Genomic DNA, 21,703 nt, shown 5'->3' with positions numbered 1-21,703 from the left:
CGAAAGCAGACATAGGCATCATGTTCTCTCATATATATTGTTTTTAAAGTAGGAATCATCCTATTGAATTGACAGAAAATTCCCAATCATTCACACCCTTCTACTTTGATGCATGTGGATAAATTGATGCCTGAAACTCATTCAACATCTCGACAAGCTCCTGTATAAGGCTGTTACGCTTACTTCTTGACTCATGACTATCAAAAAGACGTTCGATGCGCTCACACATAGCAACAATTCTTCCACCACCAACCATTCTAATCGCCCCTTTCATTCGATGAACAAGCTCAAGTTGAGCAACTTCATCTGAATCTCTTATCGCTAGGGAAAGCGCCTCCATATCTTTGGCATTTGCACGATAAAGCTCACTTAGCAATTCCCTGGCAGTATCCGGATCGACACCAATTGATTTACACATTCGACATATATCGACATCATCACCAATATCCTTCAGTCTGCAATTCACCTTTTTTCTTGCCTGGACAGAAAGCAACAAGCTTCTCAAGTCTTCTAGAGATAATGGTTTAAATACGCAGCCATCCATTCCTGCATCAACGCATCTATTGTTTTCATCTGCAGTTGCGTTAGCAGTAATGGCATATATATATGTCGAGAAATCGTGAGTCCCGACTCCTTCTTCTTTTCGGATTGCTTTTGCCAGGTCATAACCAGAAATTCCTGGCATATTACAATCCGTCAAGACAAGGTCAAACCGGTCTTTCTTCCACAAACCAAAGGCAGACTCTCCATCACTTACTTCACACGCTTGCTGCCCCAACATTTCCAACTGGCGAGATATCAGCATACGATTAGGTTCGTGGTCATCTACTACCATCACACGCATTTTGGAAAGAGTTTCCTCTTCCATATCTATAGAAGAAAATATATGTGTCGAGGGTGACAGAGGAGGAAGAACAAGAGATACAGCCGTTGTTGTTCCCTTACCAAGCTGACTTTCTATTTCTACACTTCCCCCCATCATTTGTGCTAGCTGGCGACAGATAACGAGTCCGAGCCCAGTACCTTGAACCGTAGGCTTAAGCTGAGTAAAAGGAGCAAAAAGACGTTCGATATCTTCGGGTGCAATGCCACATCCTGTATCATGAACAATGATTCTGGCATCCAGGTACTTGTCAGTTCTTGGGGTGAGCGTTAGTGACACACCAACCTGGCCTGACTCAGTAAACTTGATTGCATTGCTAACAAGATTGGAAATAATTTGCCTTAGCCTCTGACCATCAACATATACTTCTTGGTGAATATCACCCGGTGCATTCAAGCTAAGAACCAGACCTTTTTTCTCTGCAAGAGGAGCAAAGGTATTTATTACACTCTTACATATATCAACCGGGTTATAGCGATCAGGATGAAGCTCAAAGTATCCCGCTTCTATCTTGGAGATATCAAGGACATCTCCTATTAGGCTAAGCAAATCTTTAGAAGAGTCATAGGCGGTGGTAATCAATTGTGTATCAATTTGCCTCTCATGAGATTGCTTCACAGCCAATTCCAACATACCAATCATCGCACTCAAGGGAGTACGTATTTCATGGCTGATAGTAGCCAGAAAAGTACTCTTGTAACTATTGGCCCTCTCAGCAGACTGTTTTGCCTCTTTCAAGTCTCGAACTAGCTTTTCTCGATCACTGACATCAACCCATCCTCCGATAACTCCGCAAACTTGTCCTGAATGGCTCTTGTATGGGATAACCCAGTGATAAACAGTTAGCTCTTCTCCATCCAGCACGATCTTTCTATCTTTTATTATCTTTTTGTCATACTTTATTGCATGCCAGTAGTCATCATATATTTCTTTGGAAGACATATCATCCAAGGAGTAAATAGATATATCATCCTTGTAAAGGATTTCCTGGACATTACCTTTCACAAACTCCTGATAGCTACTATTATGGCGTACCATTCCTCCTTTATCATCTCTGATATAAATTGGATGTGGAGTTCCCTCTATCATTGCCTCCATGAATTCGATTTGATCTTTCAACCCAGCCTCAGCTTGCTTCCTTCTATTGACTTGTCGACGAAGAAGAAAATTCCAGGCGAAAGATAACGCAATCACGACACTGAAGATGAAAATAGATATAATTACAGCAGTACGATAATCCTGCCACCCAGAAGTTTTAAGGACTGGATTGGTCCTCCAGCGATTTTCTATCACACTCAATTCATTTGGCTCTATAGAACTCAGTGCTTTTTCAACTATTTCCTGTAGCTGTGCATTACTGGAAGTTGCTGAGAAAGATGCCTTATATACATCACCTCCGAGAATATCCTTAACTTCAAGGTGTGTTCCTTTCATCCGCTCTATAAAATAACGTGATACCAGCAGTGGTTGAATTGCGTAACGAGCATTTCCGTTTTCTACTGCCTGGAAGCTAGAGCGGACATCATTTTTATACAATAGTTTCGCATTGGTATATTTTTCCATAAAGCCTGGCAGCATAGCACTATCCTTCAGTACTGCCAGCATCGACTCACTCAATAGTTTTTGTGTAATCAGCTCATTGTCATTCTTATGCCCAACTACGGCATATGGGCTCAGCAAGTATGGGTGACTGAATAATAGTGTCCTTCGGCGCTCCTTATTAGGAGAGAAATCCGCCAATATATCGACTTCTCCACTATCCAGAGCTAACTGGGCAGCCCTTACAGTGGTAAAGGGAACTGTCTGAAAGTTCAACCCCGTCATTACTGAAAGCAGGTTCAATATATCTTGTGTAACCCCAGAGTACTTTCCTTCACGATTGTAGTATGAGTATGGGGGGAAGTCATAGTTGACACCCACTTTCACGAGTGGGTTATCGTTAATCCATGTCTGCTGCCCAGGGGTAAGCTCGAGATTATTTCTCGCCATAACCCCACCACCATCCCATCGTCCAAGAATTGATTCTGCTTGATTCGCTACAACTTCTTCAGACACTTTATTAATAATCGCTTGAAACTCACTGCTATCTACAGATAGAGCAAAACGTATGCCGCCATAAGGATAATCTGATAGGCTGCTGACATAAACATCATTAGAATATGCCTGACTAATCAAAAACTGTGCGCTAATATTGTCTGTGACAGCAACGTGAGCTTTTCCAAATACTACTTCTGAAATAGCCTCTAGGGGCGAAGCCTTCATCTCGACAGCTCGCCCGGATATTTTTGGCGATATAGTAGTATTATCTACAGCACGCCTATTCCAGGCATCATAGACATAATCAATTTCTGTCCGGCTTTGTTTCTCACCAAGATCCCCATTGGCACGAACCAACGCTATTTGAGGATTTATATATGCTTGGCTGTACCAGATTCCATCAGACCCCACATCTCCTTCTCTGACATTAATAATTCCATCAATGTCTCCTTTCTTCATGGCTTCACTTGCAGCCTGTAATGATGGGAACTTATATACTTCAACATCCTTTCCAGTAACTTTTCCGAGAACCCAAAGGACGTCGGCACTAATGCCTTCGTACTGACCCTCACCAAAGAAAACTTCATAAGGAATAATAAATGGTTCTGCTATCCCTATTTTCAGGGAGCCTTTTGTCGCCAGCCACTGTTGCTCATCTAACGATAAACCTACAGGTGCATGAATCACACTAGGTCTATCCAGAACCTGAACTTTCTGGGCCTGCACATATGGAAGATCCTGAGTCTCCCCATCCTTGGCAAAGCTGTTCATATCAGTCAATAGACCAAAGACCAGAAACAGCAAAACTCTCCAAATATTCCAAGGCATTGAACTCATCTCTCACAAACCATCTAACACATCTAAGCGCCGAGCCAAATCATAGAGTTCAATCATATTGCTGACTCCCAATTTATCAAAAATACGCACTTTATAAGTGCTAATAGTCTTATTGCTCAGGAGCATGGATTGGGAAATCTCTTTATTACTCATTCCTTTGAGTAGTTTATTGAACACCATGAGCTCGCGGTTAGATAATAACTTTATAAGATCACACTCACTATTGCATGGAGCATCTGAAGGGTCAGAAGATAGACTAGGGAAAAATGTATATCCTCCTATAATTGTTTTTACTCCACTAACTAGAATTGACATATCCTTATCTTTACTGACAAACCCTGACGCACCAGCTAGATAAGACCTCATGGCATAAATCTCGGGTGGGTAGGAAGTCAAGACCAGCACTCTAGAGGGGTTATCCAAAGCTTGAATTCTTCTGATTACAGCTAGTCCATCTAGGCCATGAATACCGATGTCGAGTATGGCAAGATCTGGCTTCTGCACCTTGATCAGCTGGATGGCGTCTGCACCATTATCCGACTCACCAACGACTTTAATTCCATGATTATCAAGAGAAAATGAAACGGCAAGGCGAATCATGGGATGGTCATCCACCACGACCACTCTCGCTCCGGGCTTGTCTAACATTTTGAGTACCTGCCTTCTATGAGATCCAAGGCCGGAAGATTATTGTGTACCGTTTCGTTGACGATCACAATAATCTTATTTGATTCGCTTTATATGCTTCATTAGCCGGCCACTTTGCGATGCAGCATAATCCATTCTCATCACTTGAACCATGCCATTTTTACAATAAGAAAGCCCTACTCCTATTGAGGGATAAGGGCCTATTCAATTCATGCTAGTGGCTAATGCATTATTATTTTTAAGGTAATCTACATATATGTTTAATTCGATGACTCAATACCGGGTTCCAGCCACTTATGCCAAATAGCCATTACTGCCTCCCGGTGATGTCGAAAGGCCTCAACATTGCCTCTAGCAGGTTGCCGAGTCAGCGCCATACGGTGGTTGGCCGCACGCGCTTCCAGATACGCCTGCCGCAACGCTACGGCCTCTTTCTGCTGTAGATAACCGGTTTCTTCGAGGGTCTCGAGGATTCTCATGTTATCGCTATAGCGCAATAGCTCTGGAGTGTAATGAGACAATGCCAATACCGCGTACTGACACATGAACTCAATATCAACCATCCCACCTGCATCATGCTTCAGATCAAAGGTAGCGTCCTCACCGCCAACATTCCCTCCTATGCTTTGGGAGTTTGTACTTTTTGAACCCGTACCTTTTGAACCCGTACCTTTTGAACCTAGGTGATCGCGCATCTTGTGGCGCATCTGCACCACTTCCTCGCGTAGTTCATCGCGGTCACGCTGACGCCCCAGGGTTTCCCTGCGAATGGACTCAAAGTGCTGTGCCAGACGCTCATGCCCTGACACCACTCTCGCCCGTACCAATGCCTGATGCTCCCAAGTCCAAGCCTGCTCGCGCTGATACTCAGCAAAAGCCGTCATCGGGCTGACCAACAACCCTGAATTCCCCGAAGGCCTCAAACGCATGTCAACCTCATACAGGGAGCCAGCTGGCGTCACCGCAGAAAGCAGGTGAATGATCCTCTGCCCCAGGCGAGTGAAGAACACACTGTTGTCAATCGGCCTGGAACCATCTGTTTCGCCCTGGAGTGCACCATCATGCAGAAACACCAGGTCAAGATCCGAGCCATAACCCAACTCTATGCCTCCAAGTTTCCCATAGCCAACGATCAGAAACTCAGGAACCTCACCTGCACGTTCGCCATCGTGCCCTATCGGAAAGCCATGCTTGCGTGTCAGTGTTCGCCAGGCCATGGCCAGCACAGCATCCAGCACGACCTCGGCAATATAGGTAAGAAAGTCACTTACTTTCATCAGATGACGGGTTCCTGCAATATCCGACGCAGCCACGTGCAATACCTGGGCATGCTTGAACACTCGCAATGCCTCGAGCTGACTTTCCTCATCTTCCTCAGGGATGCGTGCCAGAATCTGGCGTAGCTCGTCAGCCAAGCGCTCCTTGTCTGCCGGCGTATAGAGAGTATCTGGAGTCAACAGCTCATCGAGCAATACGGGATAACGTGCGATCTGCTCTGCAATCCATGGGCTGGCACTGCACAGACGCATCAAGTGTCCCAGTGCATCGGGGTTTTCCCGCAACAAAGCAAGGTACGCCGTACGTCTAAGCACAGCTTCGATAAGTGGCAACACTCTTTCCAGAGCTGTATCTGGCATCTCGCTTGCGACTACGGCCTCTATCAACATGGGCATCAAGGCATCCAGGCGCTCATAAGCCACTCGCTGCATGGCCTGGACCTGGCGTGAACCGGATAACCCTCTGATCCTCTTCAAGGCCATATCCGGGTCTTCGAAGCCCCCATCAGCAAGCAGCAGCAAAGCTTCTTCATCTTCGGGCTCACCACGCCACAGTTGACTCCACACCTCGCGTTCAGAGTTTTCTTCTTCCTCTTCGATATCATCTTCAGGCTGGCTGATGACCGCATCAAAGTGGCGTCTCACTCTATCTCGCACAGCCTTCAGGCACACCAGCAACTCATCCCAACCATTCATGCCCAGGGCAAAGGCAACCCGCTCTTGATCCAGATGCCCCGTAGGCAGCGCTTGGGTCTGCCGATCTTCCAGAGCCTGGATCGCATGTTCCAGGTCCCGCAGAAAAACGTAATCAGGCATCAACTCGTCGACTACCTCCTGGGGGAGGAGGCCTAGCTCGGCCAGACGCTGCAGCGCTGTCTTCAACGAGGTCACTTGAAGCTCGGTATCACAGCCCCCGCGAATCAGTTGAAAGACCTGGACCACGAACTCCACCTCGCGAATCCCGCCGGAGCCAAGCTTGATATTGCTTTCCATGCCCTTGCGCTTGACCTCACGATTGATCATCGCCTTGAGCTCACGCAGGGATTCAATAGCACCGAAATCCAGGTACTTGCGATAGACGAAAGGACGCAGGCTGGACAACAGTTCGTAACCAGCATCGATATCACCCGCGATAGGGCGCGCCTTGAGCATGGCATAGCGCTCCCACTCACGCCCCTGGTCCTGGTAATAGCTCGCCAGGGAAGCGAAGCTGCCAACCAAGGGACCTCCATCGCCCAGCGGGCGCAGGCGCATATCGACACGGAACACGAACCCTTCACTGGTCACGGCATCCAGAGCGGCAATCAGTTTCTGCCCCAGCTTGGTGAAATACTCGACATGATCCAGGGCTTTACGCCCTCCCGTCGTTTCACCTTTCTCGGGATAAGCAAAAATCAGATCGATGTCGGATGACAGGTTGAGTTCGCCCGCCCCCAGCTTTCCCATACCGAGCACGACCAAGCGCTGTTCACTGCCATCACGACGTGGTGCAGGCAGCCCCCAACGAGGTTCGAAGTGACGCTCCAGCCAGTTCAGTACACCTTCAACACATACCTCAGCCAGACGTGATACCGCAGCGCTTGTGTTCCAGGCATCAACACCAGGGGGACGGGTCAGGTCGCGCCATACAATGCCCAACATCCGCGCACGCCGATAGCGGCGCACCACAGCATGCATGGCAGCTTCATCCTCGGCAGCCTCCAGGCCTTCATCAAGCAACTCTTTAAGCGCCTGTGGCGCCAGGGCAGTGTCCAATTCACCACTGGAGTCCAGACTGGCCAACCACTCGGGGTGACGCACCAGAGTAGCTCCAGCGAAGCGCGACACCGTCAATACCTTCGCTAGCTGGATACGCCGATGAGGTTCCAATGCCAGATAGACTTCAGAGGGTATTTCCACGCCTCGCATTGCCGCTAGATTGTCACTTTGCTCAATGCTCGAGAGAAGCTGCCCCCAGGCCTTGTCCAAGGCCCCAGATAAGGGAGCCGGGATATTCTCGCGAGGTAGGAAATCCATGCTCAGGTCCATGGCAGCACTCCTTGATCAATGCTTGCGCGCTCGAATGCCGATAGACAAGAACGCTTTAACCTGAGCATACCACCCATGCGCTATAGCGTAGCCCCGATATCAGGGCCGACTTTTGCATGTTCGGGAAGGTCAATGAGAAGGAAAGGTTAGAGCAGATGATATTTGTCGGCAGCCAGCAGGATCCAGGTCAACCCTGCCATGATCAGCGCCAGCATCACTGCTGCCGAGCCAATATCCTTGGCTCGCCCGGAAAGGACGTGACGCTCAGGCCCAATCCGGTCGACCACACTTTCAATGGCAGTGTTGACCAGTTCGACGATCAGCACCATAAAGCAACTACCCACGAGAAGAATCCATTCAACTGGCGTATCTCCGATCCACCAGGCCAGAGGTACCAGCACAAGGCACAAGCCAAGTTCCTGACGAAAGGCGGATTCATTACGGAATGCCGCCTTGAGCCCCTTGAGCGAATAGCGGGTGGAATGAACCAAGTGGCGCCAGCCGGTATGTCCGGGCTTCATCAACTATCTCCTCAGGCAAGGCGTCAGTCAGTGTTGGGAAATCATCTGGTCAAGATCCAGAGATACCAGGTCCAGGACTCGTGACCAGCTCAGGTAGGGGGTATTGGATGTGCCGTTGACCAGCACCGTGAATACTCCCCAGCGCTGCCCAGTGGTACGAAAATATCCGCTGAGAGCACGCACGGCTACCGGCTGGTTCAACGTCCCTGTCTTCACCATCACATGGCTCTGGAATGTCTGGGAGCCTCGCCGTAAGTGACGCATGGGGCCATTGGTAGGAGCCTGCAAACCAGCGGCAAAGACCGGAAACAATTCGCTGCGCCCGTACATGTACTCGAGCACGGAATTGACCCCCTGTGCCGATGTCTTGTTGCCGGTCGTCAATCCACTGCCACTCTCCAGTGTCACAGGCCCATGTCCCGGAATCTCGGCCGCGAAGGCCTCCAGGGTCTCTCCGGCCTGGTCGAGCTGCGCCTGGGGCTCGTCCACCAGGTCCAGTGCCATCACGTCAGCCATATAGTTGTTCGAATAATTGAGCATGCGCAGCAGAAGCTCCTGCAACGGTTTACCATCCACTGCCGCCAAACGGATGGCATTGGAAGGTGGCCGTTCGCTGGTCGTGCCATGACCGCCTTCGACCTTGATACCCGCAAGCTCAAGCATGGCTCCCAGGATCGTGGCTGTCTGCGCTGCAGGATCGGCACTGGCACGATAGATTTCCTGGGGCAGTTCATTGATGGTGATCTTGCCCGCCACTCGCAGATGCTCGGTACCATTTTCCTGCACCCGGCTGGCAACCAGCCCCGTGGCCCCATTCGCTCCCTGAGTGGTCACTGTATTGCTGATACCCATCAGCGGCGTCATGGCATTGCAGTCTGTAACCCGGGCAGGCCCCCCAACAGCTCCAGGGGCCACCTGCACACACCAGCTGCCATAGTTCACTCCAGAGGAACTCAGCAAAGCGCTGTAGGCATTGTCGGAGCGCTCGGTCACTGCACAGCGATCAACCGTCCGGCATTCCACCGGACCAAAGCGCCATTGACTGACCAGCAGCTGTCCCGTCACTCGACGAACGCCAGCCTGATACAGACGCTGAGTCAAGCGCCACAAGTCCTCGCTGGTCAGTCCAGGGTCACCTCCACCGTCCAGAATCAGATCTCCATTCAGAACACCATCACCAGTTGGACGCGCAGTACTCTTGAGCGTCGTGGTGAAACGATACTGAGGACCTAGTGCATCCAGAATGGCTGCTGCGGTGTAGACCTTGGTCACCGATGCTGGTGTCAGCAGCTTCTCAGGGGTAATACTGCCCAGAATTTCTGGCTCTTCAGCACTGTCGCCCAATAAGCGTGCCTGAGCACTGATCTGATACCCCTGTTGGCCAAGCTCTTGAAGATGTGAAAACCCGGCGGCCTGTACAGAAGATGTGGCAAGCACAGCCAGAGAAACTGTCATGATGGTGGCAAGCCAGGGTGGCAACGGACGACAAGGCATAAGGACTTCCCTGAGGTGAATACGGATATTGCGCCAGCTCCCGGCGCAATTGAATATCGAGTCTACCGTGTGATGATGACGGTTTCGACAGAGATGCCGCTTCACATGCCCAATACCCCCCTCAGCCACAGAATGATGGTCAAGGTACTCAATGCCATAGACAGCATGTTGCCGATATAAGGATGGAAGTCACTTGGCAGATGCTCTGAGACCCAACTGGCCAGAGGAGGCCCGATCAGCGCCCCTGCACAAGCACTGAGAATGATCACTTCCGGAGAACCACCCAGGTCAATCACGCAGGCCGGTACAACAGATACCACAGGGACATAAGTGGGATACCAGCCTTTCTCCATCCACTTGCGCCGCCATAGTATGGTGCCAATGGCGGAAGTCATCGCCTGCCCTACCAAGATCTGTGGCAACAACAACGAGCCGTAGGCAGGGCCAAGAGGGTTCAGGGCAACGGCAAGCAATACCCCCACAATCAGGCCTAGCCCCGCCCATTCATTACCGTAGAACTGTGACTCGGAAAAGTCCGCCAGGATGCGCCGTACTGTCCACCCTGCGCCAAACCTGGCTTCGTGCCGAGGGCCCTGTTCCAAAAGCATCTCATGTGGCTTCACAGGCAAGCGCACCCAGACAGCAATGGCGCCACGAAAGACACGATACAGATAGAAGGCAGTCACACTCCCCAGTGCCATGGCCCCAACCCCGCCAATCACCGCAGGCCATCCCATCGGAATACATAGATAGTTGATCAGCAGCAATGCCAATGGCGTCACCAGCAGGGGGCCCATGACGGCACCCAGCATGGCAACCCGCCAGCCCCGTCCCAGCAGCAGAACCGTCGCCGCTGGCAGAGAGACAAAAACCACGAAGGTCGGCTGCCAATTTCCGGTGTTCGTCAACGTCCAGCCCCACAGCAACTGATTCAGCAGCAGTGACAGCGTGGATGCAGCAAGTATCCAGGGCCAGAGCCCCGAACCATAGGCAATGGGGAAGCCCTGCCAGCGGCTCCCTCGATATGCTGCAAGCCAGGCAAAAAACGCTCCGACACATAATCCCAGGCTCGCCAGCTCGTGCTTGTAGAACGTAGGTTCCGAGATGTCGCCAAGAAGCCACCTTCCCCAGGAAAAAACTGAGTCAGATGCAGAGAAATAGTCATCATATGCAGGCCAGGAAGACTGCCATGACTGGCCAAGGTGCTGTGCCAGCATGCTCAGGCTGCCCACAACGGCGACCAAAGCGGCAGCCGCCATGACATTCCCCCAGGGCCACCCTGACCGGAGAGAAGGAGTGGGGCTACGGATGACCTCAAGAGACGGACGACCATCATTATCCATTTTGCGCCTCGAAAAACTGCATACATGAAAAGACAGCAATGTATACAATTAACCGATGTTATTGGCGACAAAACTTGACAGCTCAGACCACTATACTATTGTCTATCCCATTTTTTTGTATACAAATTCAGTGAGAGGCAACCGAAGAAAACAACTGAATGATGGCCACACCTCCTACAATCATGGCCATACCCAGTACTGCGGGAAAATCAGGTTTCTCGCCATAGACAACAATGCCGACCAGGGCAACCAATACAATACCGAGCCCCGCCCACAGAGCATAAGCAATACCCACCGGCACACTGCGCAATACCAGAGCCAACAGATAGAATGCCGAGAGATAGCCCGCAACCACCAGCACGCTGGGCCAGAAACGACTGAATCCCTCGCTGGCCTTCAAGGCTGAAGTCGCAATGACTTCAGCCACAATAGCCAGGGCCAGATACAAGTAACTCATCAGGCTTCCCTCATGGCTTGCTGTGCTTTTGAATCTTGCTTCGCTTTTGAGTCTTGCTTCGCAAGGCGCCGCTGCATGACACGGTCAAACAGGCTGTTGAAGATCATGGCGTAAAACAGGAAGAACAGCATGAAGCCTGCATCAAGCCAGAATGCCTCGACCAGGCCAATGTTCAACCACCAGGCCACTAGAGGCAGGGTCCCCAGCAACAAGCCCAGCTCAAACCCCATCGCCTGAGCGAACCGCTGCCCAATGCTTCGCTGGCGAGTCGGCACGAGGCGATCGAAGAACCAGTTCCAGACAAGATTCCACAGCATGGCGATCGTCGCCAGCCCTGCAGCCAGGACGCCGATCTCGCCCAGGCCATGGCCGCTGATGACACTGGCCAGCGGAGTCACGATCACCAGCCCACCAAGTTCAAACAATGACATATGGGCCAGACGCTCCTTGAACGAACGCATGGAATTCTCTCCTTTGACTTTAACGGCAGCAGGATAAGCCAAAGATATTCTAGTGCTATTCCTGATAGTATCCAGCTAGATACTATCTACAAATCAGATAGGTAAGGTGATCTCATCATGCATTGGACACTGGACCAGCTAGCGCTATTCATCGCTTGTGTCGAACGAGGCTCATTTTCCGCAGCAGCACGCCACCTTGGCCGAGCCCAGTCTGCGGTAAGCATGGCCATTGCCAACCTGGAACTGGACCTTGGCTGCGAGTTGTTTGATCGGAGTACTCGCTCCCCTACCCTGACCGCCGCAGGTGAGGCTCTGTTACCGGAAGCCCATGCGGTGATCACTCAATGCCAACGCCTGAATGCCCGTGCACATACCCTGGCACTGGGAGAAGAACCCCGCCTGGTGGTCGCCATTGATGAGGCTTTGGTGGAAATACCACCGGTAGACGCAACCCTTGAGGCACTGGCAACGCACTACCCAGCACTTTCTCTGACGCTATTATATGGTGCCCAAGGAGATGTATCCGGCTGGGTCCAGGATGGAACGGCCAACCTGGGAATCCTGCTCAGTCACGAACGTACACCGGGTGCGCTGGAAAGCCATTGCATTGCCTTGCTTCGCCAGCACTGGGTAGTAGGGGTATCACATCCCCTGGCAAGTCTGCCCCACGTCACACCCAGTGATCTCGCACAACATCGACAGCTGATGATGGCCCCTCGCCGCCACCCGTCATCCAACACACAGGCCCCTCCCTTGAGTAGCCAGTGCTGGCGCCTGAACAGTTTCTACTCGATGGGCGAACTGGCGACCCGCGGCCTCGGCTGGGCTATCGTGCCCGAGCATATTGCCCACTATCCTCCCTTTCGACATCGCCTCACCCTGCTGACCAGTGCCGCGCTAGGAGAAGCGCCCAGCATTGAAGTGGATACCGTCACCCGCCGGGATGCCGGTCAGGGCCCCATCGCCACCTGGCTGCAACAGACGCTGCGAGAACGTTTCAGAGACCTGGCATGAGTTCGGTGCCCGGAAGCAGTCCAGGGCGGTAATCCAGTTGAACCACCAGATGCCACAGAGGTTGGCCACTGGCTTGATACTTGCGCTCGAAATGGGTCAAGGGATCATCGCCCGGGTCGAAAGGCCCCAGCGGAGCCGTGACACCAGAAGCCTGTGCAACGGCAATGGCAAACTCCTCTATATACAGACGCCAGTTGGAACGCACCTCCAGACGTCCCCCCAAGCCTACGATAGCGGGGAATACCGGGTGACCGTGCCAGCGCATCTTGAGCTGCACCGACTTGGGGTAGGGATTGGGGTAGAGAAGATAGTGCCTTTCCGGCCGCCATCCTCCAGCCAGCGCCAGACGCCAGAAATCCATCAGATCAGCTCTCACCAGCAGAGCATTGTCCGGCAACTCACCATGGTCTCTGGACAATCGATCTGCACTGCGATCGACACCAATCACACTGTATTCAGGGAAGCGCATTGCCAACTTGCGGGTCGACAAGCCTACCCCGCAGCATGAATCAAGGATCAACCCTCTGCCTTTCCGGGTTCTACGCCAGGCATCAGCCTGTTCGAAGGCTGCACGCGTATGGCCTGAAATTGGCTTGCGCCAGACATGGGACAGCGCTCGGCCAACTCTGCGCGTCAAATCCTCATGCGGCTCGGTCTGCCCCGAACTGATCGGGCGGCTATGGAACTGAGTCATGGCAATCTCGTCGTACATACACAGCCCCGGCAAAAAAGGGACATGAACATGGTTCATCCTCTTCATGCACAGGGTCAAATCCATTAATACCGGGAAGTGTAATGCGAACACCACCCAAATACCCGTGACGCTCACTCAAGGTGCAGCTGTTTCGTTATTGCACCAGGCATGACGTCAACCAGACCAAATGCTAAGATTCTTGGCCTGCAATCCTCTCCCGTGGCAATATCGAACGGCGTTTTGCTTCATTTTCCCGATTTATTGACGAGGACCCCGGCTTGTCACATCTACCTGTGATCGTGGGCATGGGCGGCGTTAACCCGGCCGGCCGAACCTCGGGCCACCAGGCCTTCCGCCGCACTGTGCTCGATGCCTTGCCCAAGGCTGAGCAGGCCCGCACTCTGCTGGGCCTGGCGGCAATGATGCGTCTGGCCAGCCGTGACGCTGACCAGCGCTGGTATGACGCTTCCGGCCAAGAGCTGGATGCCGAGACTCTGGTCGCAGCTACCCGTGACCATGTGCTCAACCACACCCTGATTCGTCGTATCGAAGATCCACGCTTCGGTGCTGAAGGGCTACCGGCCAACCGTGCTGCCAGCCTGGCGCTGGATGCACCATTGACCTTCCGTGTGCGTCGCCGCCAGCTACCCGCTGAGCTACCGCCTACCTGGCAAGTCCGCGAACTGGACCGCCACAACATGGAAGTCACGGTTCCGGCCGGGAACATGGATGTCATGCTGCCGGAATCTCGTCCGGCCCAGGTACGTACCGCCGGTCAGCTCCCTAGCGGTTTCGATGCCAGCCAGCTGTATCGCAGCGTCCATCATCCCAAGGGACTATCCATGTCCGTATTTGCCGCCAGCGACTGCCTGGGCAACAGCGGCCTGGAATGGGATACCCTGCGCGACCGGCTCGATCCGGATAGCGTCAGCGTCTACGCTGGCAACTCCATCGGCCAGCTTGATGAAGAAGGCTGGGGTGGGCTGCTGCAAAGTTTTGTCTCCGGCAAGCGCGCAACGTCCAAGCAGATGCCGCTAGGTTATGGTCAGATGCCGGCTGACTTCCTCAACGCCTATGTCCTTGGCAGTGTTGGGGCTACTGGCGCGGCACTCGGTGCCTGCGCCAGCTTCCTGTACAACCTGCGCCTGGGCATCGAGGACATCCGCGCAGGACGCTCCCGCGTGGTCATGGTGGGAACTGCCGATGCTCCTATCACACCGGAGGTGATCGAAGGCTTCCGCGTCATGGGCGCTCTCGCCGATGATGATAGCCTCAAGGCCCTGGACGCCCTGGAACTGCTCACCGACGCAGACTACCAACGCGCCAGCCGGCCCTTTGCTCTGAATTGCGGCTTCACCATGGGCGAAGCCAGCCAGTTCGTGATGCTGATGGACGATGCACTGGCACTGGAGGTTGGCGCTGAGATCCTCGGCAGTGTGCCCGACGTCTTTGTCAACGCCGACGGCTGGAAGCGCTCTATCTCAGCCCCGGGAATTGGCAATTATGTCACCCTGGGCAAGGCCTGTGCCCTGGTTCGCGACATGCTGGGAGAGAAAGCGCTGCGTGAGCGCACCTACCTCCATGCCCACGGCACCTCGACACCAAAAAATCGCACTACCGAATCCCATGTATTCGATGCAGTGGCCAAGGCCAACGGCATTCATGACTGGCCAGTCGTCGCCATCAAGGCCTATCTGGGTCACTCTCAGGGCAGTGCGGCAGGTGACCAGATGGTTAGCGCCCTGGGCAGCTTTGCCTACGGTTTGCTGCCAGGCATCGGTACGATCGACCGCATTGCCGACGATGTCTATGCCGAACGCCTGCGCTTCTTCCAGCACACCATCGAGTTTGATGCCGACGCGTCCTTCATCAATGCCAAAGGCTTCGGTGGCAATAACGCCACTGGTGTCGTGCTGTCGCCCAAGGTGACGGAGCGCCTGTTACAGCAGCGTCATGGCGAAGCGGCTGTAGCAGCGTGGCGCGAGCGCCGCGAGACAGTCCGAGCCAGGGCCGGGGCTTATCACAACGAGGCCGATGCAGGCCATTTCGAGGTCCGCTATCGTTTTGGCGAGGGAGTGCTCGAAGGTCCTGAGCTCGAAGTAGGCAGCGATACCATTCGCATTCCTGGTTATGCCCAGCCTGTTTCCTTGGATGTGCACAACCCCTTTGGGCGTTTCAACGACGAGGATAGCTGATGACGACTGCCGTCTATCCTGGAACTTTCGATCCCATCACCAATGGCCATCTCGACCTGATCGAGCGGGCGGTAAAGCTATTCGACAAGGTGGTAGTGGCCATTGCAGAAAGCCCCGGTAAATCACCGGCGCTACCCCTCGAAACACGCCTGCAATTGACTCGGGACGTCCTCGATGGGTACGACAGCGTTGAAGTGGTCGGATATTCCGGGCTGATGACAGAGTTCATGAAAGCCAACAACGCCCGCATACTGCTGCGTGGACTGCGTGCCGTATCCGACTTCGAATATGAATTGCAGTTGGCCAATATGAACCGTGCCCAAATGCCTGACCTGGAAACCGTGTTCCTCACTCCGGCAGTGGAAAACACTTACATTTCTTCCACTCTGATACGCGAGATCGCCCGTCTCGGCGGCGATATCACCCAACATGTGCATCCCAAGGTCGCCGAAGCGATGCGCAAGCATTACAATACCTGACCAAACCACTTGGACTTTGGCGGTATATCCGCCACCCACTGCAGCGCGCAGGCATGTTGCCTGATGGATTTTTTGGCCTATCGCGCTGCCTGGCTCAACGGCCAAGACTCTGCGTGAGGACCCCCATGGCCCTGATGATCACCGACGAGTGCATCAACTGCGACGTCTGCGAACCTGAATGCCCTAATGGCGCCATTTCTCCTGGTGAGGAGATCTACGTCATCGACCCCAACCTGTGTACGGAATGCGTCGGCCATTACGATGAGCCCCAGTGTCAGCAGGTCTGTCCGGTAGACTGCATCCCTCTGGACCCGGATCGTGTCGAGAACCACGACCAACTGATGGATAAATACCGCATCATTACTGCCGCCTGATCCAGGCGGAGACGGGAGTTGCCTGTCCGGCGTCCCCTCTACTTGCCCAGGGAAGGGGTTCGCCGTGTCGTCTCTCAAGGATAGCTTTGCCAGCCTGCCTCGCATCACTGCTCTCGCCTGGCCGATCATCCTGTCCAATATCACCGTGCCATTGCTCGGCCTGGTCGATACTGCCGTGGTTGGACACCTGTCAGATTCCCGATACCTGGCCGGTGTCACGCTAGGCGCCACATTGTTCAGCTTCCTCTATTGGAGCTTCGGCTTCCTGCGCATGGGCACTACCGGCCTTACATCCCAGGCCTATGGTCGTGAGCGGGACGACGAAGTGCGTCACCTCCTCGGCCAATCGCTGATCCTGGCCCTTTGTATCGGCACCCTGCTGATTGCATTGGGCCACCCCCTCATTCACCTGGGCTTATGGTTACTGGATGGCAGCGCCGAAGCCACAGAGCTGGCCGCCAGCTACGCCAGCATACGTCTGCTTTCCGCCCCTGCGGTATTGGCCAACTATGCCATTCTTGGCTGGTTCCTGGGCCAGCAGAACAGTCGCGTCACGCTGATGCTGTTGCTGGTCAACAATGGTGTGAACATTGCCTTCGACCTGCTGTTCGTGATGGGCCTGGGCATGACCAGCGACGGTGTCGCCTGGGCGTCAGTGATTGCCGACTACAGTGCGCTGGTGCTTGGCCTCTGGTTGTGCCGCAAACGCCTTGGTCTGTTGGCTGGACACTTTGAAACACCGCGCCTGTTCAGGCTGTCAGCCTACGCCGAGCTATTCTCGATCAATGCCAATCTGTTCGTACGAACCCTGGGACTGCTGTTCGCCAGTGCCTTCTTTACCGCTCAGGGCGCAGCACAGGGAGACACCATACTGGCTGCCAATGCGGTGCTGATGCAGTTCATCATGCTGACATCCTATGCACTGGACGGATTCGCCAATGCTGCCGAGGCACTCACCGGCCATGCTGTAGGCCGCCGGCGTTTCAACGAATTTGCCACGGCTGTACGCGGGGCTGCGCTATGCTCCTTGCTCAGCGCCATCCTGGCCAGTTTGGCCTTTGCGCTGGGCGGTAATGCCCTGATCGCCCTGCTCACCGGACTTCCCGAGGTACGGGCCAGTGCAGCAGACTATCTGCCATGGATGGTGATCATGCCATTGGTCGCGGTATGGAGTTATCTGCTCGATGGCGTTTTCATTGGCGCCACCGCCATTGCCGAGATGCGTAACTCAATCTTCATCGCGCTCGCGATCTACCTGCCTGCATGGTGGCTGACACAGGGGCTCGGCAATCATGGCCTATGGCTTGCTTTCACCCTCTTCACGATCGTGCGTTCCACGGTACTGATCGCTTACTATCGTATCTATCGCAGCAGCCGATGGAGCTCCTGACTACAATCCACTGTTGTCGGCAATACCGCTGCAATATCGCCAGGGCCAGGAGAGGCCCCTCCCTCAACAATCAGAAAAGCGATACTCGCCATGCTCAGAGCCCTATCAAGACCCGCTGTGAAGCTGGTCGAACGTTATCTGCCCGACCCTTATATCTTCGTTTTGCTGTTGACCCTGATTGCTGCTGTTGCCGCCATTGCCATTCAGCATAAGTCGCCGCTGGCAGTGATCGACTACTGGGGCAATGGCTTCTGGAGCCTGCTCCAATTTTCCATGCAGATGCTGCTGGTACTGGTCACCGGCTACATGCTGGCCAGCTCTCCTCCGGTGAAACGCCTGCTCGATCATCTTGCCAGCTATGCCAAGAATGCCGGTGCCGCCATCATTCTCGTTACGCTGGTCTCGCTCATCGCCAGTTGGATCAATTGGGGGTTCGGGCTGGTAGTTGGTGCATTATTCGCCAAGGCCCTGGCGCGCCAGGTCAAGGTCGATTACCGCCTGCTGGTCGCCAGTGCTTACTCCGGCTTCATTGTCTGGCATGGCGGACTGGCCGGCTCCGTGCCGCTGACCATTGCCACCGAAGGCCACTTCATGCAGGAGAGGATTGGCATCGTATCCACGGCTGACACGATCTTCTCCTATTTCAACCTGCTTCTGGTGGCAATACTGTTTGTCGCTGTTCCATTGGTCAATCGACTGATGCTGCCCAGCGAGAGCGAAAGCATCTATGTAGACCCTGCTCTGCTCGGCGCAGAGGAAGAACCGCGGGTACGCATCACCCGACCGGCAGAACGCCTGGAAAACAGCATGACCCTGGCCATGCTGGTAGGCTTCCCAGGGCTGATCTATCTGATCAGCTACTTCGTGGGTGGTGGCGGCCTCAATCTGAATGTCGTCAACTTCCTGTTTCTGTTTCTGGCCATCGTGCTGCACCGCACCCCGCAGAGCCTGCTCAACAGTCTGCAGGAAGCTATCAAGGGTGGGGCAGGCATTGTCATTCAGTTTCCTTTTTACGCCGGTATCATGGCCATCATGGTGCAATCAGGGCTGGCCGAGACACTGTCTCAGGCAATGATTTCCTTTGCCACTGAAACCACCTTGCCTTTCTGGACCTTTATCAGCGCAGGCGTGGTCAACATGTTCGTCCCGTCAGGTGGCGGTCAGTGGGCAGTGCAGGCTCCCGTGGTCATTCCCGCCGCCCAGGCACTTGGCGTCGATATTCCTCGCGCCGCCATGGCCGTCGCCTGGGGAGATGCCTGGACCAACCTGCTGCAGCCCTTCTGGGCCCTGCCAGTACTGGGCATTGCCGGTCTCAAGGCCAAGGACATCATGGGCTTCTGCCTGATACAGCTGTTTGTCACAGGGGCCATCATCGGCGCCTGCCTGACCTGGCTCTAACCCCGTTAAAATAAAGGAAACAACGATGGATGATCATAGCCTGCCTGGCCAGCACGAACTGACCATGACGGTCTTGATGACCCCTGATATGGCAAATTTCAGTGGCAAGGTCCACGGCGGCGCTATCCTCAAGCTGCTTGATGAAGTTGCCTACGCTTGTGCCAGCCGCTACTCCGGCCATTATGTGGTCACGCTGTCAGTGGATCAGGTACTGTTCAAGCAGCCGATCCATGTGGGTGAACTGGTCACTTTCCTGGCCAGTATCAACCACGTTGGTCGCTCTTCCATGGAAGTCGGAATCAAGGTCATCGCCGAAGATATTCAGCAGAAGATCATCCGTCATACCAATAGCTGCTACCTGACCATGGTGGCAGTGGACTCGGATGGCCGCCCAGCTCCGGTGCAGCCACTGCAACTGGATACGCCAATTCGCAAGCTGCGCTTTGAGAAAGCAGCCCTGCGCAAGAAGCTGCGCAAGCAGGAAGCCGCCGGCGAGCTACAGGCACAATCCAGGTTCGACGGCGACGCAACCAACCCGTAAGACTACCCATCCAGCAACTAAAAGGGCTGTCCATTCGAGGGCAGCCCTTTTTATCTGCAGACGTCCATCTTCAACGTATTCAGCAGCTCATCAACGGGTCACAGCAGGCAACAGCGTGCCCATCAGCCGCAGTCAAGAGACTCGATGACATCACTGTCATCCAGTTTCACGTTCAGGCGATCCTGGCGGAAATCCATGGTCGCCGCATCACCAGGACGCAATACTCTCAAAGTCTTGGCCCCGCTTTCGCCCAATAATTGCTCATCGAGGCTTGACTGGTACTGGCTACCGACATGCTGCTGAATGGCATCGGCATCGCAAGGTGCCTGAGCCCCCATTTTCGGCGGCATGGGCGCTGGCTCGGATGGTGCTGTCTGGGCGGAAGACTGGCAGCCCGCCATGCTCACAGCAGCTAGCATCACAAGTCCGGGGAAGAATCGCTTCATGTCTGGCCTCCATTGCCAATAGATGCATTTGCGAAGACTCAGAATATAGCGCTTGATGATGGGGGAGCCCAATAGGCTCCCCCGATGAAGCAGAGGAAAGATTGCGCAAATGCCGGCTTACTTGTTTGCGCTATTCTGGATGGCTTCCCCGCCCTTCTCGATATCCTGCCCTACGCCCCTCCAAGTGTTGCAGCCAGTCAGCACTGCCAGGGTGAACAGCGAAATCAATACAAGTGACAACGTTCTCTTCATGCTTCCAGCTCCCTTCATTTTTCAAACGGCAACAATGCTTTTATCTATTATGGCGGCACCGTGGTCAACTAGCTAAATAATCAATTAGCTAAATAATCAACTAGCTGACATTAGTCCTCCTGCGCCCAAAGAGCTGCGCGGCCTTCATCGTTATCCACAACCCTTTACAGCAGCAGCCTGAGGATAATCACCACGATGACAGCCAAGGTCAGCCATTTGACCACCATCGCCCCGCGAGCGCTCACATTGACCTTTACTGCCAGCCAGGCCCCGGTCATGCTTCCCATTGCCAGCACCAACCCGTAGCTCCAGCGCACCTGGTCATGCCACAGAAACATGGCCAAGGCAGGCAAAGTGTATACCAGTATGATCAACACTTTGAAAGCATTGACCTGAGCCAGGTCAATCTTGAGCACGCGATACAGCACAATAATGAACAGAATGCCCACCCCGACTTGCAGAAAACCGCCATACACACCGATGGCAAACATGGCGAGGTATATCGACGGTGTCAGCCGATCTCTGGACAACGGTCGGGTATCCAGTTTGGGCTGAGGCAACATCATGATCACTGCCGCACACCCCATGACCACCACAAGAATATGCTGGAACAGAGCATCACTGATATTCAGCGCCAGCCATACCCCCAATAGAGAACCCGCAACGGCAGGCAAGGACAGGCGCAAGCTCAGATCCAGATGCCGCGATCCAGCCCGCAAGAAACTGGCAACGGCAGCGATACTTTGAAAAGTGATGGAAACTCGGTTGGTGCCATTGGCGACCTGAGGAGGCAAACCGAAGAACATCAACAGCGGCAATGTCAGCATGGAGCCTCCCGCTGCCAGCACATTGATGAAGCCTGCCACGACACCAATGCCGAGCAAGGCAGTGGCTTCGAATAGCGTCATGGGCGATCCTTGTCCTGTGTTATTGC

Annotated in this window: 19 protein-coding genes; 7 read left to right on the top strand and 12 right to left on the bottom strand. The window is 53.7% G+C overall.

The genetic code is table 11. The annotated features are described in order from the left end of the window. Positions 1–100 precede the first annotated feature (100 nt). From E4T21_RS01720 to E4T21_RS01685, 8 genes are all read right to left on the bottom strand, one after another. Positions 101–3,748: a transporter substrate-binding domain-containing protein gene (locus E4T21_RS01720; protein WP_187775082.1), complete on the bottom strand. Its 3,648-nt coding sequence runs from the start codon at positions 3,746–3,748 to the stop codon at positions 101–103. A gap of 12 nt (positions 3,749–3,760) precedes the next feature. Beyond that, positions 3,761–4,405 carry a response regulator transcription factor gene (locus E4T21_RS01715; protein WP_149282955.1) on the bottom strand — a complete coding sequence of 215 codons (645 nt, stop codon included), beginning with the start codon at positions 4,403–4,405 and terminating at the stop codon, positions 3,761–3,763. Positions 4,406–4,665: 260 nt separating this feature from the next. Next, positions 4,666–7,710, bottom strand: coding sequence for a bifunctional [glutamate--ammonia ligase]-adenylyl-L-tyrosine phosphorylase/[glutamate--ammonia-ligase] adenylyltransferase (glnE, locus tag E4T21_RS01710; RefSeq protein ID WP_149282953.1), 3,045 nt, complete (start codon positions 7,708–7,710; stop codon positions 4,666–4,668). A gap of 146 nt (positions 7,711–7,856) precedes the next feature. Then, entirely contained in the window at positions 7,857–8,231 is a 375-nt protein-coding gene (locus E4T21_RS01705) for a diacylglycerol kinase (protein ID WP_149282951.1), read from the bottom strand. Between the two features lie 27 nt (positions 8,232–8,258). Next, positions 8,259–9,725 (bottom strand): D-alanyl-D-alanine carboxypeptidase/D-alanyl-D-alanine endopeptidase, encoded by a 1,467-nt coding sequence (gene dacB / locus E4T21_RS01700; RefSeq protein ID WP_240349258.1) that lies wholly within the window; start codon positions 9,723–9,725, stop codon positions 8,259–8,261. Between the two features lie 101 nt (positions 9,726–9,826). Continuing rightward, positions 9,827–10,984, bottom strand: a complete 1,158-nt coding sequence (locus tag E4T21_RS01695; protein ID WP_149282949.1) for a hypothetical protein — start codon at positions 10,982–10,984, stop codon at positions 9,827–9,829. 211 nt (positions 10,985–11,195) lie between these two features. Further along, positions 11,196–11,528 (bottom strand): DMT family transporter, encoded by a 333-nt coding sequence (locus E4T21_RS01690; protein WP_187775160.1) that lies wholly within the window; start codon positions 11,526–11,528, stop codon positions 11,196–11,198. Continuing rightward, a complete protein-coding gene (locus E4T21_RS01685) occupies positions 11,525–11,986 on the bottom strand; it encodes a PACE efflux transporter (RefSeq protein ID WP_149282945.1) in 462 nt (153 codons plus the stop codon). The genes E4T21_RS01690 and E4T21_RS01685 overlap by 4 nt, the downstream gene beginning before the upstream one ends. Positions 11,987–12,103: 117 nt before the next feature. Here E4T21_RS01685 and E4T21_RS01680 point away from each other — a divergent pair, with 117 nt between their 5' ends. Continuing rightward, complete coding sequence (locus tag E4T21_RS01680) at positions 12,104–13,000, top strand: LysR family transcriptional regulator (protein ID WP_149282943.1); 897 nt, start codon at positions 12,104–12,106, stop codon at positions 12,998–13,000. On the opposite strand, the gene trmB is transcribed toward E4T21_RS01680, so the two are convergent. Next, the gene (trmB, locus tag E4T21_RS01675) at positions 12,984–13,694 is read right to left on the bottom strand and encodes a tRNA (guanine(46)-N(7))-methyltransferase TrmB (protein WP_149282942.1); all 711 of its coding nucleotides are present in this window, start codon (positions 13,692–13,694) and stop codon (positions 12,984–12,986) included. The two genes, E4T21_RS01680 and trmB, sit on opposite strands and share 17 nt — an antisense overlap. Positions 13,695–13,999: 305 nt before the next feature. Here trmB and E4T21_RS01670 point away from each other — a divergent pair, with 305 nt between their 5' ends. The 6 genes from E4T21_RS01670 (at position 14,000) to E4T21_RS01645 (ending at position 20,071) form a co-directional block, all read left to right on the top strand. Beyond that, positions 14,000–15,889 (top strand): beta-ketoacyl synthase, encoded by a 1,890-nt coding sequence (locus E4T21_RS01670; protein ID WP_149286984.1) that lies wholly within the window; start codon positions 14,000–14,002, stop codon positions 15,887–15,889. Continuing rightward, the gene (coaD, locus tag E4T21_RS01665; RefSeq protein ID WP_149282940.1) at positions 15,889–16,368 is read left to right on the top strand and encodes a pantetheine-phosphate adenylyltransferase; all 480 of its coding nucleotides are present in this window, start codon (positions 15,889–15,891) and stop codon (positions 16,366–16,368) included. The genes E4T21_RS01670 and coaD overlap by 1 nt, the downstream gene beginning before the upstream one ends. Positions 16,369–16,493: 125 nt before the next feature. Beyond that, the gene (locus tag E4T21_RS01660; RefSeq protein WP_149282938.1) at positions 16,494–16,742 is read left to right on the top strand and encodes a YfhL family 4Fe-4S dicluster ferredoxin; all 249 of its coding nucleotides are present in this window, start codon (positions 16,494–16,496) and stop codon (positions 16,740–16,742) included. Between the two features lie 64 nt (positions 16,743–16,806). Next, complete coding sequence (locus tag E4T21_RS01655; protein WP_240349257.1) at positions 16,807–18,132, top strand: MATE family efflux transporter; 1,326 nt, start codon at positions 16,807–16,809, stop codon at positions 18,130–18,132. Between the two features lie 90 nt (positions 18,133–18,222). After that, a complete protein-coding gene (locus tag E4T21_RS01650) occupies positions 18,223–19,530 on the top strand; it encodes a short-chain fatty acid transporter (RefSeq protein ID WP_149282936.1) in 1,308 nt (435 codons plus the stop codon). Positions 19,531–19,555: 25 nt separating this feature from the next. Next, complete coding sequence (locus E4T21_RS01645) at positions 19,556–20,071, top strand: acyl-CoA thioesterase (RefSeq protein WP_149282934.1); 516 nt, start codon at positions 19,556–19,558, stop codon at positions 20,069–20,071. A gap of 122 nt (positions 20,072–20,193) precedes the next feature. On the opposite strand, the gene E4T21_RS01640 is transcribed toward E4T21_RS01645, so the two are convergent. From E4T21_RS01640 to E4T21_RS01630, 3 genes are all read right to left on the bottom strand, one after another. Continuing rightward, complete coding sequence (locus tag E4T21_RS01640; RefSeq protein ID WP_149282932.1) at positions 20,194–20,517, bottom strand: I78 family peptidase inhibitor; 324 nt, start codon at positions 20,515–20,517, stop codon at positions 20,194–20,196. A 117-nt stretch (positions 20,518–20,634) separates the two neighbouring features. Then, positions 20,635–20,769, bottom strand: coding sequence for an entericidin A/B family lipoprotein (locus tag E4T21_RS01635; RefSeq protein ID WP_149282930.1), 135 nt, complete (start codon positions 20,767–20,769; stop codon positions 20,635–20,637). A 164-nt stretch (positions 20,770–20,933) separates the two neighbouring features. Continuing rightward, entirely contained in the window at positions 20,934–21,677 is a 744-nt protein-coding gene (locus E4T21_RS01630) for a sulfite exporter TauE/SafE family protein (protein WP_149282928.1), read from the bottom strand. Between the last annotated feature and the right edge of the window lie 26 nt (positions 21,678–21,703).

This window comes from Halomonas binhaiensis, from assembly GCF_008329985.2.
In the GTDB taxonomy this organism is placed as follows: Bacteria; Pseudomonadota; Gammaproteobacteria; order Pseudomonadales; family Halomonadaceae; genus Halomonas; species Halomonas binhaiensis.
Note: the sequence above shows the minus strand (reverse complement) of the source record. Positions and strands in the feature narration are given on the sequence as shown.